The 19,224-nt window shown below is 71.0% G+C and carries 18 protein-coding genes; 7 read left to right on the top strand and 11 right to left on the bottom strand.

Annotated features, from left to right (window positions below; all coding sequences use genetic code 11):
- Positions 1-2: 2 nt before the first annotated feature.
- Both MTQ01_RS16730 and MTQ01_RS16725 read right to left on the bottom strand, forming a co-directional pair.
- Positions 3-1,025 carry a methionine synthase gene (locus MTQ01_RS16730; RefSeq protein WP_308294408.1) on the bottom strand — a complete coding sequence of 341 codons (1,023 nt, stop codon included), beginning with the start codon at positions 1,023-1,025 and terminating at the stop codon, positions 3-5.
- A 173-nt stretch (positions 1,026-1,198) separates the two neighbouring features.
- Positions 1,199-1,912, bottom strand: coding sequence for an SDR family oxidoreductase (locus MTQ01_RS16725; protein WP_247491219.1), 714 nt, complete (start codon positions 1,910-1,912; stop codon positions 1,199-1,201).
- A gap of 178 nt (positions 1,913-2,090) precedes the next feature.
- Here MTQ01_RS16725 and MTQ01_RS16720 point away from each other — a divergent pair, with 178 nt between their 5' ends.
- From MTQ01_RS16720 to MTQ01_RS16710, 3 genes are all read left to right on the top strand, one after another.
- Positions 2,091-3,113 carry a rod shape-determining protein gene (locus tag MTQ01_RS16720; protein WP_247491217.1) on the top strand — a complete coding sequence of 341 codons (1,023 nt, stop codon included), beginning with the start codon at positions 2,091-2,093 and terminating at the stop codon, positions 3,111-3,113.
- 190 nt (positions 3,114-3,303) lie between these two features.
- A complete protein-coding gene (locus MTQ01_RS16715) occupies positions 3,304-3,777 on the top strand; it encodes a Dps family protein (RefSeq protein WP_247491311.1) in 474 nt (157 codons plus the stop codon).
- Between the two features lie 210 nt (positions 3,778-3,987).
- Positions 3,988-4,629 carry a DUF1963 domain-containing protein gene (locus MTQ01_RS16710; RefSeq protein ID WP_247491216.1) on the top strand — a complete coding sequence of 214 codons (642 nt, stop codon included), beginning with the start codon at positions 3,988-3,990 and terminating at the stop codon, positions 4,627-4,629.
- Between the two features lie 83 nt (positions 4,630-4,712).
- Here the strand turns inward: MTQ01_RS16710 and MTQ01_RS16705 are convergent, their stop codons facing one another.
- Positions 4,713-5,777, bottom strand: coding sequence for a Ku protein (locus tag MTQ01_RS16705; protein ID WP_247491213.1), 1,065 nt, complete (start codon positions 5,775-5,777; stop codon positions 4,713-4,715).
- 40 nt (positions 5,778-5,817) lie between these two features.
- Here MTQ01_RS16705 and ligD point away from each other — a divergent pair, with 40 nt between their 5' ends.
- Entirely contained in the window at positions 5,818-6,708 is an 891-nt protein-coding gene (ligD, locus tag MTQ01_RS16700) for a non-homologous end-joining DNA ligase (protein WP_247491211.1), read from the top strand.
- Between the two features lie 249 nt (positions 6,709-6,957).
- Positions 6,958-8,130: a cysteine desulfurase family protein gene (locus MTQ01_RS16695; protein ID WP_247491210.1), complete on the top strand. Its 1,173-nt coding sequence runs from the start codon at positions 6,958-6,960 to the stop codon at positions 8,128-8,130.
- Between the two features lie 169 nt (positions 8,131-8,299).
- Here MTQ01_RS16695 and MTQ01_RS16690 read toward each other — a convergent pair whose 3' ends face one another.
- A complete protein-coding gene (locus MTQ01_RS16690) occupies positions 8,300-9,055 on the bottom strand; it encodes an N-acetylmuramoyl-L-alanine amidase (protein ID WP_247491208.1) in 756 nt (251 codons plus the stop codon).
- A gap of 110 nt (positions 9,056-9,165) precedes the next feature.
- Here MTQ01_RS16690 and mnmA point away from each other — a divergent pair, with 110 nt between their 5' ends.
- Entirely contained in the window at positions 9,166-10,296 is a 1,131-nt protein-coding gene (mnmA, locus tag MTQ01_RS16685; RefSeq protein ID WP_247491207.1) for a tRNA 2-thiouridine(34) synthase MnmA, read from the top strand.
- Between the two features lie 98 nt (positions 10,297-10,394).
- On the opposite strand, the gene MTQ01_RS16680 is transcribed toward mnmA, so the two are convergent.
- Entirely contained in the window at positions 10,395-11,252 is an 858-nt protein-coding gene (locus tag MTQ01_RS16680; protein WP_247491205.1) for a thioesterase family protein, read from the bottom strand.
- A 79-nt stretch (positions 11,253-11,331) separates the two neighbouring features.
- Here MTQ01_RS16680 and MTQ01_RS16675 point away from each other — a divergent pair, with 79 nt between their 5' ends.
- Positions 11,332-11,955 carry a trimeric intracellular cation channel family protein gene (locus tag MTQ01_RS16675; protein WP_247491204.1) on the top strand — a complete coding sequence of 208 codons (624 nt, stop codon included), beginning with the start codon at positions 11,332-11,334 and terminating at the stop codon, positions 11,953-11,955.
- A 103-nt stretch (positions 11,956-12,058) separates the two neighbouring features.
- Here MTQ01_RS16675 and MTQ01_RS16670 read toward each other — a convergent pair whose 3' ends face one another.
- The 6 genes from MTQ01_RS16670 to MTQ01_RS16645 form a co-directional block, all read right to left on the bottom strand.
- Entirely contained in the window at positions 12,059-13,174 is a 1,116-nt protein-coding gene (locus tag MTQ01_RS16670) for an ABC transporter ATP-binding protein (protein WP_247491202.1), read from the bottom strand.
- A complete protein-coding gene (locus tag MTQ01_RS16665; RefSeq protein WP_247491200.1) occupies positions 13,171-14,289 on the bottom strand; it encodes an ABC transporter ATP-binding protein in 1,119 nt (372 codons plus the stop codon). Before MTQ01_RS16665 ends, MTQ01_RS16670 begins: the two co-directional genes overlap by 4 nt.
- Positions 14,290-14,293: 4 nt before the next feature.
- Positions 14,294-15,250 (bottom strand): ABC transporter permease, encoded by a 957-nt coding sequence (locus MTQ01_RS16660; protein WP_247491198.1) that lies wholly within the window; start codon positions 15,248-15,250, stop codon positions 14,294-14,296.
- Complete coding sequence (locus MTQ01_RS16655) at positions 15,250-16,254, bottom strand: ABC transporter permease (protein WP_247491196.1); 1,005 nt, start codon at positions 16,252-16,254, stop codon at positions 15,250-15,252. The genes MTQ01_RS16660 and MTQ01_RS16655 overlap by 1 nt, the downstream gene beginning before the upstream one ends.
- An 85-nt stretch (positions 16,255-16,339) precedes the next feature.
- A complete protein-coding gene (locus MTQ01_RS16650) occupies positions 16,340-17,998 on the bottom strand; it encodes an ABC transporter substrate-binding protein (protein ID WP_247491194.1) in 1,659 nt (552 codons plus the stop codon).
- A gap of 311 nt (positions 17,999-18,309) precedes the next feature.
- Positions 18,310-19,080, bottom strand: coding sequence for an enhanced serine sensitivity protein SseB C-terminal domain-containing protein (locus tag MTQ01_RS16645; RefSeq protein ID WP_247491192.1), 771 nt, complete (start codon positions 19,078-19,080; stop codon positions 18,310-18,312).
- Positions 19,081-19,224 lie beyond the last annotated feature (144 nt).

The following is a 19,224-nucleotide window of genomic DNA, read 5'->3' as shown; positions in this document are numbered from 1 at the left end:
CGTTACTCAGGGTCGTTGGCGAGGGATCTCGCCGACCGGGCGCAGTGGGCGAGGGCACGCCGGGCGTACGCCGGAGAAGCTCCGGCGAGCCCGCACGAGGGGGAGACCACCACCGATTCGGTGAGCAGCCCCGGTGACAGGCCCAACCTGCGCCACAGCGACCTGACTCCCGAGACGCTACCGTCCGGGTCTGACAATTCCGCCGCGTCGCTCCCGGCGCCCGGTACGACGCCCGCGAACAATGCAGTGCCGCCCTCGACGGCCTCGCCCAGCGCCTCGTCGTCACGCTCGGTCAGCAGAGCCGCGTCGAAGGAGATGCCGGTGACCCCAGCCCTGCGCAGCAGCGCGAACGGCACGTCCGGAGCGCAGGAGTGCACCACCACCGGCGCCCCGTCGGCCACCGCGACGAAGTCCCGCAGCACGCCCTCCACCACCGCGCGGTCCACCGCACGGTGGGTGCGGTAGCCGCTCGCACTCGCCACCCGACCGGCCAGCACCGCGGTCAGCGAGGGCTCGTCGAGCTGGAGCACGGGCTCGGCGCCGGGCACCCGGCGCCGCAGCTCGGCGAGGTGGCCGCGCAGCCCCTCGGCGAGCGAACCGGCCAGGTCCCGGCAGGCGCCGGCGTCCGAGAGCATCGCCTCCCCGCCGCGCAGCTCCATCGAGGCGGCGAGCGTCCACGGTCCGACGGCGGAGACCTTCAGCGGGCCCCGGTAGCCCTGGGTGAACTCCTCCAGCGCGTCCAGGTCCTCGCCCAGCCAGGCGCGCGCCCGCCGGGTGTCCCGCCCGGGCCGGTCGGCGATCCGCCAGCCGCTGGGCTGGAGGTGCGCGTACAGCTCCACCAGCAGCCCCGCGGTCCGGCCCACCATGTCGGCGCCCGGCCCCCGGGAGGGCAGTTCGGGCAGATACGGCAGCGCCTCGAGGCTCTCGACGACGGTCCTGACCGACTCTCTGACGTCCTCGCCCGGCATCGAACCGATCCCGGTGGCGGCGCCGGGGCCCCAGCTGAACTTCCCTGTCTCACTCACGCCCGGAAGCCTACGGAATCCCGCAGCGGCCCCGTCCCCACCGGCCCCTTCGGCCGGCCCGCCGGCAGTCGGTCGCGGCAGCAGCCGGGGCCCCGCCGAACGCACGCCGCCACCGGTTCGGCCGGCCCGGGCGCCTACGGTCGCCCGCTGCCGGGCCATCCGGCCGGACGCCGTCAGGAGCCGGGGCGCACCGTGAGGTCGGTCAGGTGAGCGTCGCGCGGCAGGTCGATCGCGGCGAGGACGGTCCTGGCCACCGAAGCCGGGTCGATCCACGACTGCGGGTCGTACTCCTTGCCCTCCTGCCGGTGCACCTTGGCCTGCATGGGGGTGGCGGTGCGACCCGGATAGACGCTGGTGACACGTACGCCCGCGGCTGCCTCCTCGCCCCGCAGCGAGTCGGCGAGCGCCTTGAGCCCGTGCTTGCTCGCGGCGTAGGCGCTCCAGTGCGGGTGCGCGTGGAGGCCTGCGCCGGAGTTGACGAAGACGACGTGACCGCGGACCAGTCGCACCTGCGGGAGCATCAGGCGGGTCAGCTCGGCCGGCGCCACCAGATTGGCGGCAAGCGTCGCGTCCCACACCTTCGGGGTGAGTTCGTCCACCCGGCCGAGGTCGACGACTCCCGCGATGTGCAGCAGCGAGTCCAGCTCGGCGGGCATCGTCTGGTGGCCGAACGCCCAGGAGAGCCGGGACGGTTGGGCCAGATCGCCGACGAGGGTGCGCAGTCGCCCGCCGTGCTCCTCGGCCACCGGCGCGAACTGCGCCGCCGTCTCCTTCGCCCGACCGGCGTCCCTGGCGAGCAGCCAGACCTCGTCGCCCCGCTCCAGCAGTGCGCGCGCCACCTCCGCTCCGATGCCCGAGCCGGCTCCCGTGATCAGATGCGTTGCCATGTCCACATGATGACGCACCGGCAGCCGGCGTCGTGACGGGCACCCATATGCGAGCGCGGCGTCGGAGTGCGGGAGGCGGAGCAACTTGCTGGTCAGCCAGCGCGTCGCGGGCCCGCTCGGTATGCTGCACGAGCAGTTCCGACATAAAGCGCAAATCCCACGGAGTAGCGGGGTCGAAATGGCAAAGCGCACGTCGTTCAGCACCCGGGACATCGGCATAGACCTCGGCACCACCAACACCCTGGTCTGCAGCCGAGGCAGAGGGATCATCCTGAACGAACCGTCAGTCGTCGCGGTCGACTCCGCGAACGGCAAGGTGAGGGCCGTCGGCAGGGAAGCAGCGGACGCGGTGGGCCGCGCCTCGGGCTCGGTGGTCGCGTCCCGGCCGCTCGGCAAAGGAGTCATCACCGATCTGGACGCGGCGGAGGCGCTGCTGAGGCGCTGTCTGCGCAGGGCCCGCACCGCCCGCGCCCGCGCACCCCGTGCGATCGTCTCGGTCCCCCGGGGCATCACCGAGGTCGAACGACAGGCCGTGCTCCAGACCACCGCACGGGCCGGGGCCAGGTCCGTCCATCTGGTGGAGCAGCCGATGGCCGCCGCGATCGGCGCCGGTCTGCCGGTGTACGAGCCCCAGGGGTCGATGGTCGTGGACCTGGGCGGCGGCACCACCGAACTGTCGATCATCTCGCTGGGCGGCACCGTCATCTCGCGGTCCTGCCGGATCGCCGGCGACTCGCTGGACGCGGCGATCGTCGCGCACGCCGACCGCGAGCACTCCGTGACCATCGGCGAAAGCACCGCCGAACGGGTCAAGTTGGAGCTGGGCCGCGGCGCGGGCGTCCAGGTGCACGGACGCGACAAGTCGACCGGCATGCCCAAGTACGCCGACCTCAGCACCGCCGAACTGCTGGAGGTCGTCGAGCCGGCGCTGGAGGCCATCACCGAGATGGTCACCTCGGCCTTCGACGAGTGCCCGCCCGAGCTCTACAGCGACATCATGGAGCGCGGCATCGTCCTCACCGGCGGCGGCGCCCTGCTGCGCGGCCTGGACGAGCGCATCTCCCGCACCACCGGGATGCCGGTGGTGGTCGCCGACGATCCGACGACCTGCGTGGCCCTGGGCACCGCGCGCTGCCTGGCCGAGTACGACCAACTGGCCGCTCTCTTCGGCCGTCCGCGACTGCTGGCACACGCCGCCTGAGCCGCCACCGCCCGGCCTCTCCGCCCCCGTCCCCCGACGTGCCGTTCCCCCGGTTGCGTCCCGCCGGCCCGGGCCCCCTCGCCGCGCGCCCGGTGCACGAGCCGCGCACACGCGCGTGCCGTCGGCAGGTCGTACGCTGGCGAACGGGGTCCGAGAATCCACGAGCAGCACGAAAGTGAGTGGTCCAAGGATGTACGCCGTCAAGAGCACGCTTCCGGACGAAGACCTCAAGGTGGTGGCCGGGGTCCTGCAGGGCGCGCTGGTCGACCTCGTCGACCTGTCGCTGGTCGCCAAGCAGACCCACTGGAACATCGTCGGCCCGCGGTTCCGCTCGATCCACCTCCAGCTCGACGAGGTGGTCGACACCGCGCGCCAGTACAGCGACACCGTCGCCGAGCGCGCCTCGGCCCTCGGGGTGTCCCCCGACGGCCGGGTGGGGACCGTCGCCGCGACGACGGGCATCAGCACCGTCGCGGAGGGCTGGCAGCAGGACACCGACGCGGTCGACGCGATGGTCAACTCGCTGAGCGGGGTCGTCAGCCGCATGCGCGACCGGATGAAGGCCGCGGGCAAGGCCGACCCGGTCACCGAGGACATCTTCATCAGCCTCACCGGCGAGTTGGAGAAGCACCACTGGATGTTCCAGGCCGAGAACGGCAGCTGACGCCGCGCTCGCCGCGTCGAGAGCGGCCGGGCCGATACGAGACCGCGCCCGGCGGCCGTGCTTACACCACGGCCGCCGGGCGCGGTCGTGCGGGCGGTCGGCGGCAGAGACGTCAGGAGTGACAGAGGCGTCAGGGGCGCACGGGAAACGACGGCGCGAGCCGACCGCCCGTCGGGGCCGTTGTCAGTGGCGGTGGCTAGGTTGGGTCGCGTGTTCACACTGATGACTTACGCAGGCCCCGAGGACACCGCCCATGTGACCCGCACCGGCGGTGTCCCGCTGGTGCCCCCGGGGTTCGAGTGGCCGTCCTGCGGCGAGTGCGGGCTGCCCATGCGGTTCATCGCCCAACTGCGCCTGGACGAGCTGGCGGAGCAGGGCCCGAAGGGATCCGCCGAGGGCAGCGGCACGCTCGCCGTCTGGATGTGCCAGAACGACCCCGGGATGTGCGACGAGTGGGACCCGGCCTCGGGCGGCAACACCGCGAGGCTCTTCCCTGCCGAGGCGGCGCTCACGGCCGCCGAGCCGCCTCGGGGGGAGACGCTGGTGGCCGCGAGCGCCGCCGTCGCCCACCAGCAGGTGGAGGCCGCCAACTACGACGAGGCGAGAGGCAGTTGGGCCGAGAGCCGAGGCGTGTCGCCGCGGCAGGTGCTCGGAGCGTGGGGCGGCGAGCCCAGCTGGCTCCAGGGCGAGGAAGTGCCCGAGTGTCCGGCGTGCGAGGGTCGGATGTCCTTCGCGGCGCAGTTGGAGGAGGGCCACGACCACGAGTCGGACCTGGGGTTCGGCGGTGGCGGGTGCGGCTACGCGTTCTTCTGCTCGCCGTGCGGCGAGGCCGCGTTCCTCTGGCAGTGCTGACGGCCCGCGGGGGCATCCTGCGAGGCGTCCCGCCGGCGCTCCGGCGGCAGCCTCGGCGGGAGGTGTGCCGCGGCGGCGCACGGTCAGGAGGCCCGCTTGCGGCTCGCGGCCTTCTTCGCCGGCTCGGTGCGCTTGGCCGCGGTCTTCTTGGCGCTGCCGCGGGCAGCGGCCTTCTTGGTGGTCGCGGAGCGCCCGCCGCCTGTCGCGGACTTCTTCGCCGCCTTGGACGCCTTCGCGGCGGGCCGCTTGGCGGTCTTCGCGGACGCCCCCTTCTTCCCGCGCCCGCCCGACCCGCCGGCCGAGGGCAGCGCCGAAGTCGCCTTCTTCTGCGGCGACTTCAGCTCCGTCACGGTCGCCTCGGACTCGCCCCTGGCCTCCCGCGCGGCGGCGACGCTGCTCTCCAGCGCGGACATCAGATCGATCACCTTGCCGCCGCTCGGCGCCGCTGCCGGCTCCGAGGGCGAGCGGCCCTGCTGCTTGGCCGCGACGAGCTCCTGCACCGCCTCCCGGTACTCGTCGTGCAGCTCGCTCCAGTCCAGCTCGCCGAGCGACTCCATCAGCGTCTCCGCCATGTCCAGCTCCGCCTCGCGCACGGTCACGGAGGCATCGGGCGCCATCCCGCCGGCGGAGCGGACCTCGTCGGGCCAGAGCATCGAGTGCAGTACGAGCGTGTCGTCCACCACCCGCAGCAGGCCGAGCGCCTCCCTCCCCCGCAGCGCGAACTTGGCGACGGCGGCTTTGCCCGAGCGGGTCAGTGCCGAGCGGAGCAGCACGTACGGTTTCGCCGCGGCCGCGTGGTCGGTCGCCAGGTAGTAGGGCTTGTCCAGCTGGATCGGGTCGATCTCGGAGGCCGGCAGAAAGCTCAGGATCTCGATGGTCTTGGCGGTGGGCAGCGGCAGCGAGGCCAGGTCCTCCTCGGTGAGCACGACGGTGGACCCGTCGTCAGCCGTGTAGCCCTTGCCGATCTCGTCGGACTGGACCTCGACGTCCTCCAGATCGCAGAACTTCCGGTAGCGGATACGGCCGCCGCAGCCCTCCTTGGTGTGCACCTGGTGGAAGCTGACCCGATGGTTCTCGGTGGCGCCGTACAGCTGGATCGGGATGCTGACCAGCCCGAAGGAGAGAGACCCCTTCCAGATCGATCGCACGAGATCACCTCACTTGACCGCTTTGTGCGATTCTCAGGGTATGTCGCCGATGACGGTCGTGGAGGGTCGACGGGTTGCGCTGAGCAACCTGGAGAAGGTGCTGTATCCGGACGGCACCACCAAGGGGGAGCTGCTGCATTTCCATGCCGCCTGCGCTTGGGCCGTGCTGCCGCACCTCGCGGGCCGCCCGGTCAGCTTTCTGCGCTTCCCCGACGGCCCCTCCGGCCAGCGCTTCTTCGCCAAGAACGTGCCGCCGGGCACACCCTCCTGGGTCGCCACCGCGCAGGTGCCGCGGCGGGACGCCCCGCACGCCCGCCAAGTACTGCTGAACGATCTGCCGAGCCTGATCTGGTCTGCCAATCTGGTGACCGAGCTGCACGTACCCCAGTGGCGGGCCGCGTCGCCGGATGCGGCCGACCGGCTCGTGGTGGACCTCGACCCCGGCAGTCCGGCGACCATCGCGGAGTGCTGCACGGTCGCGCTCTGGCTGCGCGAGCGACTGGCCACGGACGGCATCTCGGCACTCCCCAAGACATCCGGCTCGGCCGGGCTCCATCTGCTCGCGGCCATCGCCCCCACTCCGTCCGAGGAGGTGGTGGCGTACACGCGCGGCCTCGCGCAGGAGGCGGAGGCCGCCCTGCCCGGGCTCGCGGTGCACCGGATGGACAAGTCACTGCGGCGCGGCCGGGTTTTCATCGACTACAGCCAGAACTCCCGCGCCAAAACGACGGCCGCCCCGTACACCGTGCGCGCCGGCGCACACGCCCCCACCGTCTCCACCCCCGTGACCTGGGACGAGGTCGGCGACTGCACCGAACCCGACCAGTTGAGCTTCGACATCCGCTCGGTCCCGGAACGACTGGAGCGGCTCGGGGACCTCTGCGCGCCGCTGACCGACGAGGACACGGCACACTCCCTGCCGAAGCCCTGACCGCCGCACCGCGACTCCGCGGCACCGCGACTCCGAGGCGCCGACCTCCACGGCCGCGGGGGGGGTTCGGCCACCGCCCGTCCGGCCCGACCGTCGACAGCCGGCCACGCGACCCCGACCCCGGCGGCCACCCGCAGCCCGCAGCCCGCCGGAACTGATGCCTCGTCAGCAACGCCTGTTCCCTGCCGGGCCGTTCCCCCGTACGGGCGCCCGCGGGGGTCGCAAGCGGAACCGTAGAATCGAGGAATCATGGCCTACCTCGATCACGCCGCCACCACGCCCATGCTCCCGGAGGCGGTACGGGAGATGACCGCGCAACTGCCGCTCGCCGGCAACGCCTCCTCCCTGCACAGCGCCGGGCGCAGGGCTCGCCGGACGGTCGAGGAGTCGCGCGAGCGGCTGGCCGCCGCGCTGGGCGCTCGTCCCTCCGAAGTCGTCTTCACCGCCGGCGGGACCGAGGCCGACAACCTGGCGGTAAAGGGCCTGTACTGGTCCCGGCGGGCAGCCGATCCGTCCCGGCGCAAGCTGCTGGTCAGCCCGGTCGAGCACCATGCGGTGCTGGACGCGGCCCACTGGCTCACCGACCACGAGGGCGCGGAGATCGTGTGGATCGAGGTGGACGGGCACGGCCGGGTCGAGCCCGAGGCACTGCGCGCGGCCGTCGAACGCGCGGATCCGCGGAAGGTCGCGCTGATCACCGCGATGTGGGCGAACAACGAGATCGGCACGCTGCTGCCGGTCCCCCGACTCGCCGCCGAGGCCGCCGAGTTCGACATTCCGCTGCACTCCGACGCGATCCAGGCGGTCGGCCAGGTGGAGGTCGGTTTCGACCACCCGGGGCTGGCGGCCCTGACCGTCAGCGGCCACAAGATCGGCGGCCCGTACGGCGTCGGCGCGCTGCTGCTGGGCCGAGACCAGACTCCGGAGCCACTGCTGCACGGCGGCGGCCAGGAGCGCGACGTACGGTCCGGGACGCTCGACGTGCCCGCGATCGCCGCCTTCGCGGTGGCGGCGGAGCTGGCCGCGCAGCGGCGCGGCGAGTTCGCCGCGCGGGTGGCGGGGCTTCGTGACGAGTTGGTGGCGGCGGTCCGGGCCGCGGTGCCGGACGCGGTGCTCGGCGGAGATCCGGACCCGGCCGGCCGACTGCCCGCCAACGCCCACTTCGCCTTCCCCGGCTGCGAGGGCGACTCGCTGCTCCTGCTGCTGGACGCCCAGGGGATCCAGGCCTCCACCGGATCGGCCTGCACCGCGGGGGTCGCGCAGCCCAGCCATGTGGTGCTCGCCACCGGCGCAGACCCGACGCTGGCGCGCGGCACGCTGCGCTTCTCGCTGGGGCACACCTCGACCGCGGAGGACGTGCGCGAGCTGGCGAAGGTGATCGGCCCGGCCGTGGAACGCGCCCGCACCGCAGGGCTCAGCTGAGCCGCCCCCACCGCGCGTACGCCCCGGGCCCGGCGCCGCACGGCCGCGGAAAACCGAGCCGCTTCGCCCGGCCACGCACACCGCCCGTACGCCGAGCGGCGCGCGCCACCGGTCGGACACCGACCGGCCGGACGCCGCTGCTCCGGGCGCGGGCCCAGGAGCGCGCGGCTCAGCCCCTGCTGCCGCCGGCCGCTCCCGGATCGGCGGTGGGGCGCGGCGGGACGGCCCTGACCAGGCGCAGATAGCGCTCCCAGTCCCAGTGCTCCCCCGGGTCGGTGTGGTCGGCACCGGGCACCTCGTGGTGGCCGATGATGTGACGGCGGTCCTTCGGTATGGAGTGCCGGTCGCAGATGTCGGCGGTCAGCTTCGCGGATGCGCGGTACATCTCCTCGGTGAAGCCCTCCCTGCGGTCGACGAAGCCCTCGTGCTCGATGCCGATGCTTCGCTCGTTGTACTCGCGGTTGCCCGCGTGGAAGGCGACGTCCAACTCCCGCACGGTCTGGGCGACATGGCCGTCCGAGGTGCGCAGCACGTAGTGCGCGGCGGCGCCGTGGCCGGCGTCCTGGAAGACCTTCAGCGCGACCGCGTAGTCGCCCTGGATGACGTGGACGATCACTCGGTCGATCCGGTAGTCGTCCGGACGGTTTGCGCGGCGCCAGTTGGCCGAGGAGGCGGCGACCCATTCGGCGCCCCGGTGGTCGACCTCGCCCTCCGTGCGCGGCTTTTCGTTCCCCGGAAGCCGCCACCACCAGCGCCGCAGGGTCTCGCGCTGGGTGTAGGCCGCGGAACCGGCCAGCAGCACGGCGCCGCCGCCGAGCAGCAGCCCTCGACGGCTGGGGCCGCTGCGGGCAGGCGGCTCGGAGGACGGTCCCGCGCTGCCGGACCGCGCCGATTCGGGCTCGGTCGTCCCGGGCTCCGCTGTCATGGCTCGCGCCCCTGCCGTGATGGTGTGCCGGTGGTGTTGGTGCTTCCTGCAAGCAGGACGTCTGCGCCGCCCCCAGGGTTCCCCGGACGGCCCCGTACCCTTGAGGGGCTATGACTGATTCGACTGTGCCGCCCGGGCGGCTACGCGTACTGGCCGCCATGTCCGGCGGCGTGGACTCGGCCGTCGCCGCCGCTCGCGCGACCGAGGCGGGGCACGAGGTCACCGGGGTGCATCTGGCGCTCTCCGCGAACCCCAAGTCCTTCCGCACCGGCGCACGGGGCTGCTGCACGATCGAGGACTCCAGGGACGCCCGCCGCGCCGCGGACGTGCTCGGCATCCCGTTCTACGTCTGGGACATGGCCGAGCGCTTCCGCGAGGACGTGGTCGAGGACTTCGTCGCGGAGTACGAGGCGGGCCGTACGCCCAACCCCTGCCTGCGGTGCAACGAGAAGATCAAGTTCGCCGCCCTACTGGACAAGGCGCTGGCCCTGGGCTTCGACGCGGTGTGCACGGGTCACTACGCGACCGTGGTCACCGCCGAGGACGGCACCCGCGAGCTGCACCGGGCGTCGGACATGGCCAAGGACCAGTCGTATGTGCTCGGAGTGCTGGACGAGCGGCAGTTGGCGCACGCGATGTTCCCGCTCGGCGACACCCTGACCACCAAGGAGGAGATCAGGGCGGAGGCCGAGCAGCGCGGTCTGGCGGTCGCGAAGAAGCCCGACAGCCACGACATCTGCTTCATCGCCGACGGCGACACCCAGGGCTTCCTCGCCCGCCGGCTGGGCGTCGCCGAGGGCGACATCCTGGACGAGGACGGCAACCGGGTCGGGGGCCACGAGGGGGCGTACGGCTTCACCGTCGGCCAGCGCAAGGGGCTGCGGATCGGCCACCCCGCCGCCGACGGCAAGCCGCGCTACGTGCTGGACATCTCCCCGGTGGAGAACACGGTCACGGTGGGTCCCCGGGAGGCGCTCGACGTCGTGGGGCTCACGGCGATCAGCCCCCGCTGGTGCGGGAGCCCGCCGCAGGGTCCCGGCACGTACACCGCCCAACTGCGCGCGCACGGCGGCGAGACCACGGTGACGGCCGAGTTGGTGGCGGATCGGTTGGAGGTCGACTTCACCGAGCCGGTGCGCGGTGTCGCACCCGGCCAGGCGATCGTGCTGTACGACGGCACCCGGGTCGTCGGCTCGGCGACCATCTCCCGCACCCGCCGCCCGGAGCGGGTCGGCGGCTGAACTCCCCGGCCGCGTACGGCACTTCGGCCTCCCGGCCGGTCGCCGCCGCCCGGCGGGGCCGACGCGGGCGCCTCATCGGCGGCCCGCGCCGGCTGCGGTCACCGGGCGGGGAAGTGCGAGGGCTTCGGCTTGATCTTCGCCAACTGCCGCGACTGGGCGACCAGTCGATCCTCGCTGTCCCACACCTCGGCGTCCTCCTCCAGGTAACCGCCCGCCACGTTGCGGGTGGTGAGCGCGACGCGCACCGGGCCGGGCGCGGGTCTGGCCCGTACGTGCGCGGTCAGCTCGACGGTCGGCACCCAGGCGTCGATGCCCAACTCGAAGGCCACCGAGGGCAGTCCGTCCACGGCGAGCAGCAGCGAGAGCGGGTCGTGGTCCCGTCCGTCGGGGAGCGCGAACCAGGCGCGCATCTCCCCCTTGCCGCTGGGCGCGCCGACCGCCCAGCCGACAGTGGCCGGGTCGAGCCGCAGCCTGAGCCGGTGCACGATGGGCGGCATCCGCTCCGCGTCGCCCGGGCTGTGCTCCGCGCCGACGCAGTGCTCCCAGGGCGGGATGTTCGGCGGTTTGGCGGTGGTGCGGACGTCCGCGGGCAGCGCGGAGAGGTCGCCGCAGGTGCCGAGCACCCGTACGCGCTCGACCTCGATGCCGTTCTCGTCCGGCTGGAGCAGCCGGGCCGAGCCGGTGGAGGTGCTGTGCCTGCGGGCCGCCACATCGGTGCGGATGACGGCCGGTCCGGGGGTGGTGCCGCTCAGGTAGTGGGCCGTGATCGTGAAGGGGTCGGGCCGCTCCAGCGCCTCGCCCAGCGCCCGGCCGAGAAGGGCGAGCAGATATCCGCCGTTGAGCCCGGCTCCGACGCTCCAGCCCTCGGGGAGGTCCGCGTCGAAGACTCCGTCCGTACGGAGCCGCACCCGGGTGTCACGGTCGAACTCGCTCGATCCGATCGTTGCTTGGGTCATGCGGATGACGGTACCCGCTCACCTTACTGACGGGTAGGTCAACAAGGGGATCCGCACAGCCGGGTGGGATGATCCGGTCATGCTGCACGTCCTGTACCTGGTGGGTGTCTCCGCCTTCGCCGCCAGCGGCGTCCTCGCCGCGCACCGGGCGAACATGGATCCCTTCGGGGGTCTGGTGCTCGCCTTCGCCGCGGCCGTCTCCGGCGGCACCCTGCGCGATCTCATCCTGGACCGGCACCCGCTCTACTGGACCCAGGACTGGGTGCTGCTGACCGTCGTGGCCGGCGTCGGGGTCGGCACCATGTGCTACCTGCGGTTCTGGAAGCTCCCGCACCGCTCGCTGCTGGTGGTCGACGCGATCGGGCTCGCGGTGGTCACCGTCATCGGCGCCCGCGCGGCGATCGACTCGGAGGTGACGCCGTTGGCCGTCCTCATCCTCGCGGTGCTGACCGGAGTGACCGGCGAGGTCGTACGGGACGTCCTGTGCGGCGAGTTCCCTCCGCTGCTGCTGCGCGAGGACGTCTACGCGACGGCGGCGTTCGCCGGCGCGCTCTGCTACCTGCTGCTGGACACCCTGGACGTGGCCCGGACCCCGGCGACAGTCGTCTCGGCGGGGTTGGTCTTCGCACTGCGCCTGGGTGCGATGTTCTTCGGCCTCTCGCTGCCGCGTCCGCACCGCGAGGACGAGCACGGCAACAGCTGAGCACGGCTGCGGCTGAGCACGGCTGCGGCTGAGCACGGCTGCGGCTGAGCACGGCTGCGGCCCGGCGCCCCGAGAGGGCTGCCGGGCCGCGGTCGAGGAGTGGCTACCCCTCGCGTGCCGGTGCGGGCTCTTCGCGCTCCGCCTGCTCCTCGCGCTCGTGCATCTCGTGCGTGAGCGAGGGCGGGCCGGGAAGCGTCGCGGGGATCGACTCGCCGGACCGCCGGAGCTTGCCCTCGGCGATCTCGGTCGCGTAGTGGCACGCCACCCGGTGGCCGTCGCCGAGGTCCTTGAGCTCGGGCCGGTCGGTCGCGCAGAGCGTGTCCTGCTTCCACGGGCACCTGGTGTGGAAGCGGCACCCCGAGGGCGGGTTGGCCGGCGAGGGGAGGTCACCGGTGAGCAGGATGCGCTCGCGGTTGTCCTCCAGCTCCGGGTCCGGCACCGGTACGGCCGACATCAGCGCCTTGGTGTACGGGTGCTTGGGCTCCGCGTAGAGCAGGTCGCTCGGCGCCTCCTCGACCAGCGAACCCAGGTACATCACGCCGATCACGTCGGAGATGTGCCGGACCACGGCCAGGTCGTGGGCGATGACGACGTACGTCAGCCCCATCGACTCCTGGATCTCCTCCAGCAGGTTGAGGACCTGGGCCTGGATGGAGACGTCGAGCGCGGAGACCGGTTCGTCGCAGATGATGACGTCCGGTTCGAGCACCAGGGCCCGCGCGATACCGATGCGTTGACGCTGTCCGCCGGAGAACTCGTGCGGGTAGCGCGCCAGCGCGTTGGTGGGCAGGCCGACCTTGGCGAGGATCGCCTTGATCTTCTCGCGCCGCTCCTCCTGGTTGGCGCCGATGCCGTGCGCCGCCATCCCCTCGGAGAGGATGGACTCGATGTTCTGCCGCGGGTTGAGGCTGCCCAGCGGGTCCTGGAAGACCATCTGGAGACGTCGGCGCTGCCGTCGCATCTCCTCGTCGGGCAGGCTCGCCAGATCGGTGCCGTCGAAGACGACCTCGCCCTCGGTGATGTCGTTCAGACGCAGCACGGCACGGCCGAGCGTCGTCTTGCCACAGCCGGACTCGCCGACCAGACCGTAGGTCTGCCCGGCCTCCACCGACAGCGAGATCCCGTCGACGGCGTAGACGTGCCCCACCACCCGGTCGAAGATGATGCCCTTCTTGACCGGGAAGTGGACCTTCACGCCCTTGAGTTCGAGCAGGCTCATGAGCTGGCCTCCGTTGTGTCCGCCTTCTCGGTGTCCGCGGACCTGTCGTCGCCGGCGTCGCCCGCGGTGTCCTCGCCCGCGGTCGCCGCCGGGACCGCGTCGCCGTCGTCGTGCGCGTCGCCGTCGTCGTTCGGGGTCGAGCCCTCCACCACCGGGTTCACACAGCGCACCTGGTGTCCGGCGGCCAGCGGCTCGGTGAGCTGCGGCGTACCGGTCAGGCACTCCATCGTGTAGTAGTCGCACCGCGGGGCGAAGGCGCAGCCGTCCGCCCACTCGATGTTGTCGTTGATGGAGCCGCGGATCGGGTTCAGCTTCTCGCCGCGCGGGGCGTCGAGCCGGGGGATCGATCCGAGCAGCCCGTGCGAGTACGGGTGGGTGGGCGCCGCGAAGAGCGGTCTGCGCTCGGCGGACTCGACGACACGACCCGCGTAGAGCACGTTCACCTTGTCGCAGAGCCCGGCGACGACGCCGAGGTCGTGCGTGATCATCAGCAGCCCGGTGCCCTCCTGGTCGACCAACTCCTTGAGGAGTTCCAGGATCTGGGCCTGGATGGTGACGTCGAGGGCGGTCGTCGGCTCGTCCGCGATGAGCAGCCGCGGCGCACAGGCCACGGCCATCGCGATCAGCGCCCGCTGGCGCATACCGCCGGAGAGCTGGTGCGGGTACTCCTTGAGCCGCCGGGTCGGGTCGGGGATGCCGACCCGGTCCAGCAGATGGGCCGCTTCCTTGCGCGCGGCCTCACCCTTCATCCCCCGGTGCCGCTTGAGGATCTCGGTGACCTGGACACCGATGGGGACCACCGGGTTCAGCGAGGACAGCGGGTCCTGGAAGATCATCGCCAGCTGGGTGCCGCGCATGTCGCGCATGCGGTTCTTGCTGAGCGAGAGCAGGTCGGTGCCGTCGTAGTCGGCGGTACCGCCGATGCGTACGCCCTTGTCGGGGAGCAGGCCCATCAGCGCGAGCGAGGTGACGCTCTTGCCGCAGCCCGACTCCCCCACCAGACCGACGACCTGGCCGGGATCGATGTCGAAGGAGACCCCGGACACCGCCTTCGCGTCGCGGCGCCCGCGACGGGTGAAGGTGATGCTCAGTTCGTCCACGGAAAGCAGTGCCATGTCATCAGCTCCGCAGTTTCGGGTCGAGTGCTTCCCGCATGGCCTCACCGAGCAGGGTGAAGCCGAGAGCGGTGATGATGATGCCCACCGCCGGGTAGACCGCGAGCATGGGCGCGTCGTCGAAGAACGCCTGGGACTCCGCGAGCATGACGCCCCACTCCGGGGTCGCCGGGTTGGGGTTGCCCAGTCCCAGGTACGAGAGCGCCGCCGCCTCGATGATGGCGGTCGCCAGACACAGCGTCGCCTGGACGATCACGGGGCTGAGCGAGTTCGGCAGGATCTGCGAGAAGACGATCCGGCGCTTGCGCACGCCCAGCGCCTTCGCCGCCAGCACGTAGTCCGCGCCGCCCTGGGCGAGCATCGCGCCGCGCAACAGCCGGGCGAAGATGGGGATCTGGACCACACCCACGGCGATCATCACCGTGGTCAGGCTCTGTCCGAGCACCGCCGCGATGGAGACCGCGAGCAGCAGCGAGGGCATCGCGAGCATCATGTCGATGACACGCATGATCACGGTGTCGACCTTGCGTCCCGCGTTGCCGCCCAGGGTGAGGGCAGCGCCGGAGAGTCCGCCGAGGATCGCACCCACGGTCAGGCCGAGCAGGGTGGCGACGACACCGACCATCAGCGTCTGGCGCGCGCCGACCAGCATCCGGGAGAACTCGTCGCGTCCGAGCTGGTCGAGCCCGAACCAGTTGCCGTCGCGCGGGCCGACGAAGATGCCCCGGTTGCGGAACACCTCGCCGCGCCACATCTGCGTCGGGTCGTGCGGCGCGACCCAGGGGCCGACGATGGCCAGCACCACGAAGAGGCCGATGACGATCGCACCGATGAGGGCCATCTTGCTGGTGCGCAGACGACGGTACGCCTCCACCCAGAGGCTGGCACCGGTGCTGGTCTCCTGCTTCGCGGTGAGCTCGGCCAGCCGGTCGATCTTGGCTGCTTTCGTGTCGAGACTCATCAGTGCACCCGCACTCTCGGGTCGATCAGGCTGTACGCCACGTCGACCAGCAGATTGATGATGACGAACGTGGCGGCGATGAACATGATGAAGCCCGTGAGCACGGGGTAGTCACGGTTGTCGATCGCGTCCTTGAGGAAGGAGCCGATGCCGCCGAAGGAGAACACCGACTCGGTCAGCACCGCTCCCGACAGCAGACCGCCGGTGAGCAGACCGATCGCCGTGACGATCGGCAGCAGAGCGTTGCGCAGGACGTGCCGGACGCGGACCACGCTCTTGTTGAGGCCCTTGGACTCGGCGGTGCGGATGTAGTCCTCGCCGAGCACCTCCAGCACGCTGGCCCGGGTCATGCGCACCACGATGGCGAGCGGGATGGAGGCGAGCGCGATCGCCGGCAGCGCCAGGTGGTTGATGGCGCCCCAGGCCGCGTCGAACTCGCCGGTCAGCAGACCGTCGAGGACGTAGAACCCGGTGACTTCCGTGGCGTTCATTCCGGTCTCCTGGCGACCGCCGGCGGGGAACCAGCCGAGGTTCACGGCGAAGAGGGCGCGCAGCAGGAATGCCAGGAAGAAGACCGGGATGCAAATACCGAGAAGAGAGCCGGAAACGGCCGCGACATCGAGCCAGCCACCGCGTCTGCGCGCGGCGAAATAGCCGAGCGGAATTCCGACCACAACGGCGAGGAGCATCGCGGAGAGAGCGAGCTCGACAGTCGCCGGAAAACGAAGCATGAGTTCGTCGAGAACCGGCTGACCGGTCTGGCTCGACGTTCCCAGATCACCTTGGAATATTCGCTGGACAAACAGCCAGTACTGCTCCATCACGGGTTTGTCGAGGCCCAGTTGCTCCTCGATCCTCGCCTTTGATTCGGCGGTGGCGCGTTCCCCCAGCATGGCCGCGGCGGGTCCGCCGGGAAGTCGATGCACCCAGAGGAACAGCAGGATCGACAGGCCAGCCAGGGTGGGAATGAGTTGCAGCAGTCTTCGGATCACAAGACGCAGCACGCTCGTTCCCCCTTTCTTTCGTCATAAGGCAGGTCCGCCCGGCCACGAGTGGTGCCGTGGCCGGGCGGACCTGCGCAGTCTGCTGTTACTTGAAGGAGGCCTCCGCGAAGTTCTCCTGCGTCAGCGGGGAGACCTTCGGGGGGTTGACGTCCTTGCCGAACGCGATCGACGGCGGCGAGGAGGAGACCGGAAGGCCGGGCAGGTAGTCCATGACGACCTCGTTGGCCTTCTTGTACAGCTCGACACGCTTCTCCAGGTCCGGCTCGGCACCGGAGTCCTTCACCGCGTCGAACACCTTCTTGTCCTTGAAGCCCCACTCCTTCAGGGGCTCGGCGAACCAGGTGCCGAGGAAGTTGTACGCGTCGTTGAAGTCACCGGTCCAACCCAGCAGGTACAGACCGCACTTGCCGTCGCGGACACTGTCGGAGTAGGTCGGGTTCCACTTCATCGGGTGGGTCTTGACCTTGATGCCGACGTTCTCCAGATCCTTCTGCATGATCTGGTACATGTCCTTGGGCGCCGGCATGTACGGCCGGGTGACCTCGGTCGGGTAGCAGAAGTCGACCGTCAGGTTCTCCTCGCCGGCTTCCTTCAGAAGCTTCTTGGCGTTCTCCGGGTCGTGCTTGATCTCCGGAACCTTGTCGGAGTAGCCCTCGATCGTGTCGGGCACGAACTGCGAGGCTATCTTTCCGCCTTCGGGCAGCTGCGTGTCGACGATGTTCTGCCGGTCGATGGCCTGCGAGATGGCCTGGCGAACCTTCTTGTCCTTCAGCGCCGGGTTCTTCTCCTGCGCCATTCCGACGTAGAAGAGGTTGAACACCTTGCGGACCGGGACCTGGAAGCCCTCCTTCTCCAGGCTCGCCACGTCACCGGGCGCCACCAGGTCGTACCCCTGGATGCCACCGGACTCCAGGGCCTGCTTGCGGCCGTCCTCGGTGTCGATGGTCCGGAAGACGAGGGTGTCCGTCTTGGCCTTGTCGCCGTGGTACCCGTCGAACTTCTTGAGGGTGATCTCCTTGTTGCCCTTGTTCCACTTCTCGATCTCGAAGGGACCGGTGCCCGCGACCGTGCCCGCTTCCTGCGTGTACTTGGGCCGGCTGATCGCGTCGCCGCTGCCGGAGGCGTTCTCCTTCTCGTACTTCTCGATGGCCTTCGGCGAGTGGATCGCCATGGCCTGGAGCGAGAAGCCGCCGGGGAGGTTGGCGGTCGCCTTCTTCACCTTGATGACGGCGGTGTGCTCGTCCTTGGCCTCGCAGCCGACGTAGTTCGACGCCGGGAGGCTGTCGTTCTCGTTCTTCTTGAATCCGCCGAAGACCTTCTGCCAGTAGTACGACAGCAGGTCGGACTGGTAGGTGCCGGTCCAGTTGTACCAGCGGTCGTAGTTCGCGCAGACCGCGTCGGCGTTGAACTTCTCGCCGTCGTGGAACTCGACGTCCTTCTTGAGGTCGAAGGTCCACTCGGTGGCGTCCTTGTTGCTCGACCACTTCGTGGCCAGGCCCGGACTGAACTCCGTGCCGCCAGGCTCGTGTTCGATGAGGGCTTCGAAAGCCTGACGTGTGACCCGGAAGGTCTCGCCATCACTGGAGATGGACGGGTCAAGGGAATCGGGGTCGCCAGCGGCGCCGAACACGAACGGCTTGTCGCCGTTGTCGTCGCCTCGTTCACTGGCACAACCAGTGGCGATCACACCGACCGCAAGGGCTGCCGCGAGCGTACGGGCCACCCTCGATCTGGTTTTACGCATGGGTCCACCTCAGGGGTCAGTGGTGGTGCAGGAGCTCTAGTCGCCCGCACATTACTGCGCATCCACATAGGTGTGAACCGTCCGCATGTCGGTGATACCGAGCTGAGACCAGAGGCCCTCGCAGAGTTGTCGTTTACCTGCCCATACCGCCCATTCGGACCGTCAGGAGCAGGGCGGCGAGCAGTAATGAAGCCGTTATGAAAGGCCCTTCGGGCCGCCCGAACACCCTCGGCCGAAAGCCGCGGAATTCCCGAACCGTGCCCCGTGCAAGGAGTTTGGCGGGACGCCCCCGCGCCCGGGGCCGTCCGCTCTCAGTACGCGCGCGGGTAGCCGTACCCATATCCGGGCGCCGCGGCGGTCGCGGGCGCTCCCTGGGCGTCGCGGTCGAAGAACGGCCGGGCGCTGGCCCGCAGCCACATCGCCACCTGGTCGTACTCGTCCGACATCACCACGGTGGACACCGGCAGCCCCTCGGGCACCGAGGTCACCGCCTGACGCATCATCTGCCGCACGGCCTCCACCGACTGGGGGCCGCTGTCGTACAGGTCCAGCCCGATGGCGAGGTAGGCGGCGCCGACCGAGGGCTGCACCCAGGCGCGACGAAGGCTGCGCACCGCGGGCGTGTACTGCGCGCCATGGGTGAGCTGGGCGTAGAAGTGCGGGATCTCCAGGCTCGGTTCGCTGATCCGCAGCGGTCCGGCGGGCAGCAGATCGAGCCCGCCGTGGATCCGGCGCAGATCCAGCCACGGCACCCCGACGCCGCCGCCGGGCGCGTGCGGGTTGATCCACAGGCCCCAGCGCCCCGGGTAGAGCGCGGCGGCGATCTCCGCACCGGTGGACACCTCGTGGGACCGGCTCCAGCCGGAGACGGCGAGCTCCTGGGCGGAGGTCACACAGGGAACGTAGCCGTGGCCGGCCACCTCCATGTTGCCGAACTGGGCGTCCGGAGTGCCGGGGCTGCCGTGCCAGAGCAGCATCCAGAGCCTGCTGCCGCCCAACGCGCCCAGCAGCGCTTCGTACGCGTCGTATCTGCCAGGAGTCACCTGGTGCAGCAGCTGTTCGACGCTCTCACCCGCGCTCACGTCGGCCGCCCTTCTCCGCTTCGTACCTGCCACCGGGCACCGGCGTGCCCCCGCCCCGACATCCAACCAGCTTACGAGGCGCGCGGCGCGGGCTCGGGGTACTCATTCGGATACTCATCCGCGCCTGAGCATCCCGACCCGGTC

The organism is Streptomyces sp. XM4193 (assembly GCF_023072595.1).
Lineage (GTDB): Bacteria > Actinomycetota > Actinomycetes > Streptomycetales > Streptomycetaceae > Streptomyces.
Note: the sequence above shows the minus strand (reverse complement) of the source record. Positions and strands in the feature narration are given on the sequence as shown.

Bases quoted from the DNA above. Each gene is read 5' to 3' on its own strand.
- MTQ01_RS16725 (WP_247491219.1), bottom strand. From the start codon at position 1,912: ATGGCAACGCATCTGATCACGGGAGCCGGCTCGGGCATCGGAGCGGAG.
- MTQ01_RS16720 (WP_247491217.1), top strand. From the start codon at position 2,091: ATGGCAAAGCGCACGTCGTTCAGCACCCGGGACATCGGCATAGACCTC.
- MTQ01_RS16715 (WP_247491311.1), top strand. From the start codon at position 3,304: ATGTACGCCGTCAAGAGCACGCTTCCGGACGAAGACCTCAAGGTGGTG.
- ligD (WP_247491211.1), top strand. From the start codon at position 5,818: ATGTCGCCGATGACGGTCGTGGAGGGTCGACGGGTTGCGCTGAGCAAC.
- MTQ01_RS16695 (WP_247491210.1), top strand. From the start codon at position 6,958: ATGGCCTACCTCGATCACGCCGCCACCACGCCCATGCTCCCGGAGGCG.
- MTQ01_RS16690 (WP_247491208.1), bottom strand. From the start codon at position 9,055: ATGACAGCGGAGCCCGGGACGACCGAGCCCGAATCGGCGCGGTCCGGC.
- mnmA (WP_247491207.1), top strand. From the start codon at position 9,166: ATGACTGATTCGACTGTGCCGCCCGGGCGGCTACGCGTACTGGCCGCC.
- MTQ01_RS16680 (WP_247491205.1), bottom strand. From the start codon at position 11,252: ATGACCCAAGCAACGATCGGATCGAGCGAGTTCGACCGTGACACCCGG.
- MTQ01_RS16675 (WP_247491204.1), top strand. From the start codon at position 11,332: ATGCTGCACGTCCTGTACCTGGTGGGTGTCTCCGCCTTCGCCGCCAGC.
- MTQ01_RS16670 (WP_247491202.1), bottom strand. From the start codon at position 13,174: ATGAGCCTGCTCGAACTCAAGGGCGTGAAGGTCCACTTCCCGGTCAAG.
- MTQ01_RS16665 (WP_247491200.1), bottom strand. From the start codon at position 14,289: ATGGCACTGCTTTCCGTGGACGAACTGAGCATCACCTTCACCCGTCGC.
- MTQ01_RS16660 (WP_247491198.1), bottom strand. From the start codon at position 15,250: ATGAGTCTCGACACGAAAGCAGCCAAGATCGACCGGCTGGCCGAGCTC.
- MTQ01_RS16650 (WP_247491194.1), bottom strand. From the start codon at position 17,998: ATGCGTAAAACCAGATCGAGGGTGGCCCGTACGCTCGCGGCAGCCCTT.